The following is a 6,703-nucleotide window of genomic DNA, read 5'->3' as shown; positions in this document are numbered from 1 at the left end:
CGGTTTCGGTAAAATACATCATTCATGGTTCCTTTCATAAAAAAAGCCCTCGCTTTATCAACAAAGCAAGGGTGTCACTTGAGTTACAGATTCAGTTGTGGGCCATCCTCCGGTTCAAAAGTAGGAGGATTTTCTTCAATCTCCGGATAGCCAAACGATAGCTTTTCCGCCAGCTCATCCAGCGCTTTCGACTGCTCGAAGGTAAGGGAGCCGCAGTGATTTCTGGCATAGTCCACGCATCGATAGAGATTTTCAGCTTCTGCTGGCTGAAACAAGCGTTGTTCCTGGACTAACCCGGAGCGCCGGACAAAGGATTCTTTTGCATATGCATAATTGGGAGAGTAATCGCCGCAGGACACATAGCCACGCTCTTTATCCTGATCCCATGTGGTAAACATGAAACCATGGTTTTCACTGTACGTTCCGGCCAGGACGATATTCCCATACTCCGCCAGTTTCCGGTAATCGTGGACGCCATCCGCCTCCATCTGTGGGGCTGCTTCATAGAGGCCCACATACTCACGGATGGCTCTGGCCTCCTGATGAATTTTATCATAGAGTTCCGTCTGGCGTAGTGCCTCAAACTGATCCTCATAAAACCGTAGAAAACCTTCGGGTGTCTGCCGACAGAAAGGAGCGTCTCCGTGAAAAATGTGGAGCAGACCATCCCGATAGCCATAATACCCAGTACAGTCTAATTGAGGAAGGCGGCGCAGCAGTTCTTCCTGATAAATGGTCATAGGCTGCATCCACCTCACATTCCCATAGCGAAACCTACATTTTCATCTTCCGATTCATCCTCATCCATATCTTCGTCCTCATTCCCGGATTCATCTTCGTATTCATCCTCCAGGACGGCCTCCGTTTCTTCCTCGTCCTCAACCTCCAGAGTATCTTCGGTTTCTTCCGAGCCTTCATCCTCCAGGGCATCTTCTGACATATCTTCATCGTCCTGATAGTCTGCTTCGCCGGTTTCCTCCGATGGGGACATCTCATCCAGTTCTTCAGCATCGGGGCCTTCCTCAGATGTCCCCGGCACTTCCTGATCGGGGATAGAGGGTTCCGCTTCATCCATTTTCTCCGCAGAAGAAGCAGTTTCCTGATCTCCAGGTAACTCCTGATCAGCGTCCAACTGCTCTGTATCCTCCAGTTCCTCCGTATCCTCGAAGTCACCCTGGGCCTCGCCGGTTTCCTGACTCTCAGCCAGATCCCGATCCAGCTCCTGCTCAATCAGGCCGATGACAAAGTCCTTTTGCGTCATGTTATTGCGGTGCAGATAATCTTTGATCCGCTGGAACAAGCTTTCCGGCACCTGAAACGCCAGTGTCCTCATTTTCTCCATGTTTTTCCCTTCCTTTTCATCAATTTTAGGATGCAGTTCATCCTGCAAGGCCAGCGTGACAAACTCCGTCATCGTCATCCCGTGGTCTTGCAGATATTGTGTAATCTCGGCATGCAAAGCCGCATCGACTTTGACCGTAATGCCTTTCTTCCCGTCAGCAGCCACTGTGTTCACCTCTTTCCATGAATTTCTGAATCGCCCTTGTTACAATTTCCTCTACAGGCACTTCCTCAATGGCAGCCTGGATCAAAAGCGGCTCCACCAGCGCCTCCGGAATCTCAATTTCAATTTCCAAATGATTTACCTCCTACATTCCCATGATGGGGCCTTGATCCTCAGTCATGCCGGATTCCTGTTCCTCTGCCAGTTCTTCCTCCGTCAGCTTGCGAAACGAGTCCTCACCAGGCACAACGCCGAGAGATCTTCCATTGTCAAACGAGCAGTGCAGTGTTCCGATATCATCCACCACTTTGACAGTTCCTCTTGTCTGATCTTCGACAGGACAGGGATCTCTGCCCATGCTCAGTAACATGATTCGGGTACCGGGAGGATACTCAGCCTGGTATCGCTTGGCCTGCTGGTGCAGGCGTTCCCATTCATTCATCGTCTACATCTCCATTCTGAAATCTGATTTCCCTTCTGCCCGGTAGGAGGGCATAAAAAAAGCGACCACTCTCATGGTCGTTCCTACCTTACTCTATACACACTTTTTTCTTTCTGCTGTGTTTCCTGTACCTATTCGCCCTCCTTCCTCCACGCTATACACCGGCATACACAGTCTGAGAGGGGCTACATTCTACGTCAAGAATCAGCAGCGCAGGATCACCCAGAAACGCCATGGCAATGCCGATCCTCTGCTTCATGCCAAGCGAACAGCTTTTGAATTTCATGGAAGCGGAATCCTCCATTCGGACGATCCGCAGCACTCTTTTGATTTCTTCCTTTGGATTTTCAAGGTTCAGGTTGATAGCCTGCATCATCAGGTTATTCCACACGCTTGAATTGGGAAAGCAGCCCGTGTTTTCAATTAAGGCGCCCACTCTCACCCTTACGCCGGCGTCTGTATAATTCCTGCCAAACAGCTTGATTTCTCCGCCGTCCGGGACAAGGTGCCCACAGATCAGCTTCTCCGTTGTGGATTTTCCACTTCCGTTTTCGCCGATAAATCCATATATCGCTCCCACGGGCACAGTCATATTGAGATGATCCACTGCGTACATCCCGCGAAAGCTTTTTGACAGATTTCTAATTTCAATGGCATTCATTGATCGCATCTCCTTTTCTATTAGGCTCTTATGTTTTTACTCTATTTCATATGTGTTTTCATTTCGTATGCGTTTTGTTTATAAAGTATTAAAAAAGAGCCTCGATTTCTCAAGGCTCACTTAAAAAAAAGACCAATATTTTATTCCCCAGTTTTCAAAATTCCACTCTTCCATGTAATCATTGCATTCGTAATCTACATAATATAAAATTCCATCCCGTAAAATAAAATTGGTTGGAAAATAATCGATGTTCGTCCCAGCCTTATATAACAAATCACACATGGATTTCATCTGGCACAGACAATTTTCCGGCAGTTTATCCTTTAAAACCAGTTCATATACCGTATCGCCTGCGATATATTCCTTCACAATTCTCTCATTTTTTATATCCGCCTCTATCATTTGGGGCATGGGAATTCCTATATCCTGCAGACGTTTGTAATCCGATATTTCAGCCTCCATCTTATTCCCAAACTGGTAGTAGGCACAAGGCTCATGGTGAATCTGCTTTACCACCACCTCCTCATCCCCTGTTCGCGCAAGATAAGAATATCCCCCTTTACCCTTTCCCAGCAGTTTAAGGATCGTATACTCCCTGCCGTTTACAAATACTGTATCGTTCATAGATGCCTCCCTGTCAAAATGGTGTCCGGCAAATTATATACATTATTTTTATTATACCCCAAATTTTATCTTAAGGTAACCCCTGATTACCTCAACGCACTTGTCTCTTCCCACCCTTGCGCTGTTTAGGGTCATGTCATAATTCACAGGATTCGTCCAAAGCCCGCCTCCCGTATAATACTTATAGTAATCCGCCCGATACTTATCCGTTTTTCGGATCAGCTCGTTCGCCCTTTCAAAGGACACATGACGCTTTTCCATGATGGACTCAACGCATTGCTGTCGCGGTGCCTCTATGTACACACTGATTACATTCTCTTTGTGGCGCAGCACATAATCCGCGCATTTCCCGATAATGATACAAGACTCTGTCTCGGCAAGCTCCCTGATAATCTGAGACTGAATATTGAAGAGATTTATATCCGATGTAAATCCTTTTTCATTGGGCTGCACTACATTGCTGAATGGCATCTTTTTTAACCGATTTGCCACATAGCTTCCCCGCAGCTTCTCGTCCACTTCGGCAAAAAGCTGCTTGTTTATGCCGCTTTGCTCAGATGCCATATCCAGCAGCTGCTTTTCATAACAGGGAATCCCCAGCTGCGCCGCTAATTTTGTTCCGATTTCCTTACCCCCGCTGCCAAAGCCACGGGCAATCGTAATAATATAATTTTCCATAATTTTCCTCCCTCTGCTTATAAAATTAAACAAAGCACCGGCAATGTAACTACAGACAGCAGAGTGGACACCAATACGCATTTAGACGCGAATGCTGCATCTGCCTTATACTGTTCTGCTAAAATAGCCGTCGTGCTGCCCGCCGGCATACCGGCCAGAAGAACCATCACTCCTGTTAACAGTCTGTCGCAATGACACAGCTTTAGAACACCCATTACTGTCATGGGGAGCACAATCAACCGTATCCCCGTATAGTAAAGCACATTCCTATCCAGTGCCGACTTGATATCCACCTCTGACAAAATACCTCCAATGATAAGCATAGATATGGGTGTCACACAGCTGCTTAAGGAATACAGCGTTTTATCTAAAAAACCCGGTATCTGACATTTTGTGATCATTAACAGAATTCCTATTTCCACCGCTATGATGCACGGATGCGTTAACAGCTGCTTTACCACCCTTTTTCCGTTTGTCACCGTAAACAGGGATAGTCCTGCAGACCACATAAAAATGCGCAGCGGGATCAAGGCTACAGAAGCATACAAAAGCCCCATTGAACCATACACGCCTTCCACTACCGGATTTCCCATAAACCCGGAATTGGAACAAATGGTAGCATACTGCAAAACCTTCCTCCGGCCCTCTTCTACCCTTCTATACAGTATTTTGCTGAAAAACAGATAGAAAAACTGGACTGCAAAAGAAATCACAAGAATGATGAATAGCTTATCTGCGATTTCCCTTGTAAGCTCCACCTGAAAGGATACTATTATATTGCAGGGCAGCATGATCTTTATGAAAATATCCGCCAGGCACCTGCGTCCTTGTGTGGTCAGCCATTTCTTTCTTCCCAGAAACCAGCCCATTCCCATCAGCAGAAACAGTTGTAACTGCAGTTGCATCATCATGTTAAACTGCTGCATATTTCCCGGCCTCTCCCCTATACCTCATTCTCACATTTTCCGCTTTTTTCATACTCATAAAGATTTTTAAAGCTGGTTTCTATCATATTGGAAATCGCCTCATCCGTATAAAACGCCGTATGAGAGGTGTAGATAACATCCTCCCTGTCCGTCAGTTCCTTAAACACCCCGTCCTGAAGGCCCTGCACAGACATATCCTTCCTCAGGAAGCTGTCCTCCTGCTCATATACATCCATGGCCAGAGCGCCGATCTTTCCAGATTTTAAAGCCTTCAGCACGGCCTTGCTGTCTATTATGCCTCCTCGGGCGCAATTTATTAGGACAACGCCATCCTTACATTTTTCTATTGTATTCTCACAGATCATATGATAGGTTTCCTTTGTGAGGGGACAGTGAAAGATTAATACGTCGCTTTCTGCCAGCACAGTCTCTCGTGAAACATAACTGACATCCTCTCTTATTTCTTCCTGCTTTCTCTGGTCATACGCTAAGATTCTGCAGCCAAAGCCTTTCAGTCCGCAAATGGTGGCGCAGCCGATTCTCCCTGCGCCAATCACTCCCACCGTCATATTACGCAGTTCTCTTCCCTCCAGCCCAGCGATGGAAAAATCATATTTTGCAGTGCGTCTTATCTGCTCCTTAAAATGACGAAGGGCAGCCAAAGTCAAAAGTATGGTATGCTCCGAAACCGCATTGGGGGAATAAAAAGGCACATTGGCCGTCTGCATTCCATACTCCCGGATCGCTTCCACATCCAAATGATCGGTTCCAGCTGCTCTGGTCAGTATGTACTTCACTCCTGCCTGCGACATAGTATGCGCCATAGTCCTCGTGATCCTGCAGTTCACAACGATGCACACCGCCTCGCAGCCTTTCGTCTCCTGTACGTTTGCCTCCGTCAAAAAGTCGCTTCTCATACATACCTCATACCCATATAAGGCCGCCTGCTTTTCTATGATTTCTCTCTCTTCCTGTCTTGTTCCAAACACCATTACTTTCATTTGCTCTCCGCTGCTCCCGCCCGTATCCTTTTTTCTATTTCTCTTGCCGCCTTCTGTAGATCGGCCACGATTTTTATTCTGTTTCTATCTACGATCTCATCCATTCCCCAGCCGCTGATGGAGGCTGTCATCCGTCCTTTGCCGTTAAATATGGGAACCGCCACGCCGGAAACATTGCTCCCCATTTCCTGATTTTCTTCCCCATAGCCCTTCTCCTTGATAAAATTCATCTCCTTTTGCAAGGAGCTTAAGCTGCGGCAGGTTCTTTTCGTATAGGGCACAAACTCCAATTCCTTCACATAATCCGGATTGTCCTTCAGAATGTTGTAAAACAAATGTAGTTTGCCGGAAGCACTGGCGTAATAGGGCAGCGGCTGATAAAGCTCTACATTGGTTTTGTAATACATTTTTTCAGAGTTTTTAATGGCAATGGTATAAATCTCCTCGTTGCGCACTACCTGAAAAGTAGCAGTAATCAAATACTTATCAGTAATCAGACGCATATAAGGCTTTGCGATCTCCACATACTTTTCATTGCGTTTTTCCATCATTTGTCCCTTTTTCACAAAAAAGGGCCCCAAGGAATAACAGCCTGTGATCCAGTCATAGTCCAGCATGTCATTTACCAGAAGCGTATTTACAATACCCCGGGTAGTATTAATGTGCAGCTCCAGCTTTCTGCTGATCTGGTTGAGGGTAAGAAAATACTCCTCGTCCGTAAAGCATTCTATGATATTGACCGCCCTCTGTATGGACTGTATCACTCTGCCTTTCTCTTCCGTTCCCATATAAATCCTCTCCTTTCAGAAGGTCATTCCCTTATACTCGTCCCAGTGAATCCTTCTCTGGGCACTCTGGCTGCCCACC

Annotated in this window: 10 protein-coding genes; all 10 read right to left on the bottom strand. The window is 46.4% G+C overall.

Annotated features, from left to right (window positions below; genetic code table 11):
• Positions 1 to 83 precede the first annotated feature (83 nt).
• Positions 84 to 740 carry a hypothetical protein gene (locus tag AC1WIP_RS09375; RefSeq protein ID WP_481141595.1) on the bottom strand — a complete coding sequence of 219 codons (657 nt, stop codon included), beginning with the start codon at positions 738 to 740 and terminating at the stop codon, positions 84 to 86.
• Positions 741 to 754: 14 nt separating this feature from the next.
• Positions 755 to 1,507 (bottom strand): hypothetical protein, encoded by a 753-nt coding sequence (locus tag AC1WIP_RS09370; protein ID WP_481141594.1) that lies wholly within the window; start codon positions 1,505 to 1,507, stop codon positions 755 to 757.
• Positions 1,497 to 1,637: a hypothetical protein gene (locus AC1WIP_RS09365; protein WP_171898497.1), complete on the bottom strand. Its 141-nt coding sequence runs from the start codon at positions 1,635 to 1,637 to the stop codon at positions 1,497 to 1,499. Before AC1WIP_RS09365 ends, AC1WIP_RS09370 begins: the two co-directional genes overlap by 11 nt.
• Positions 1,638 to 1,649: 12 nt before the next feature.
• Positions 1,650 to 1,946, bottom strand: coding sequence for a DUF4314 domain-containing protein (locus AC1WIP_RS09360; RefSeq protein WP_481141593.1), 297 nt, complete (start codon positions 1,944 to 1,946; stop codon positions 1,650 to 1,652).
• 154 nt (positions 1,947 to 2,100) lie between these two features.
• Positions 2,101 to 2,607 (bottom strand): ATP-binding cassette domain-containing protein, encoded by a 507-nt coding sequence (locus AC1WIP_RS09355; RefSeq protein WP_481141592.1) that lies wholly within the window; start codon positions 2,605 to 2,607, stop codon positions 2,101 to 2,103.
• 120 nt (positions 2,608 to 2,727) lie between these two features.
• The gene (locus AC1WIP_RS09350; protein WP_481141591.1) at positions 2,728 to 3,231 is read right to left on the bottom strand and encodes a hypothetical protein; all 504 of its coding nucleotides are present in this window, start codon (positions 3,229 to 3,231) and stop codon (positions 2,728 to 2,730) included.
• 51 nt (positions 3,232 to 3,282) lie between these two features.
• Entirely contained in the window at positions 3,283 to 3,909 is a 627-nt protein-coding gene (locus AC1WIP_RS09345) for a cytidylate kinase-like family protein (RefSeq protein ID WP_481141590.1), read from the bottom strand.
• 17 nt (positions 3,910 to 3,926) lie between these two features.
• On the bottom strand, positions 3,927 to 4,835 hold the full coding sequence (locus tag AC1WIP_RS09340) for an AEC family transporter (RefSeq protein WP_481141589.1): 909 nt from the start codon (positions 4,833 to 4,835) through the stop codon (positions 3,927 to 3,929).
• 17 nt (positions 4,836 to 4,852) lie between these two features.
• Entirely contained in the window at positions 4,853 to 5,836 is a 984-nt protein-coding gene (locus tag AC1WIP_RS09335) for an NAD(P)-dependent oxidoreductase (RefSeq protein ID WP_481141588.1), read from the bottom strand.
• Positions 5,833 to 6,624 carry an IclR family transcriptional regulator gene (locus AC1WIP_RS09330; RefSeq protein ID WP_481141587.1) on the bottom strand — a complete coding sequence of 264 codons (792 nt, stop codon included), beginning with the start codon at positions 6,622 to 6,624 and terminating at the stop codon, positions 5,833 to 5,835. The genes AC1WIP_RS09335 and AC1WIP_RS09330 overlap by 4 nt, the downstream gene beginning before the upstream one ends.
• Between the last annotated feature and the right edge of the window lie 79 nt (positions 6,625 to 6,703).

The sequence above is a fragment of the Acetatifactor sp. genome (assembly GCF_982438285.1).
The sequence above is the reverse complement of the archived record's forward strand: the minus strand, read 5'-3'. Positions and strand labels throughout refer to the sequence as shown.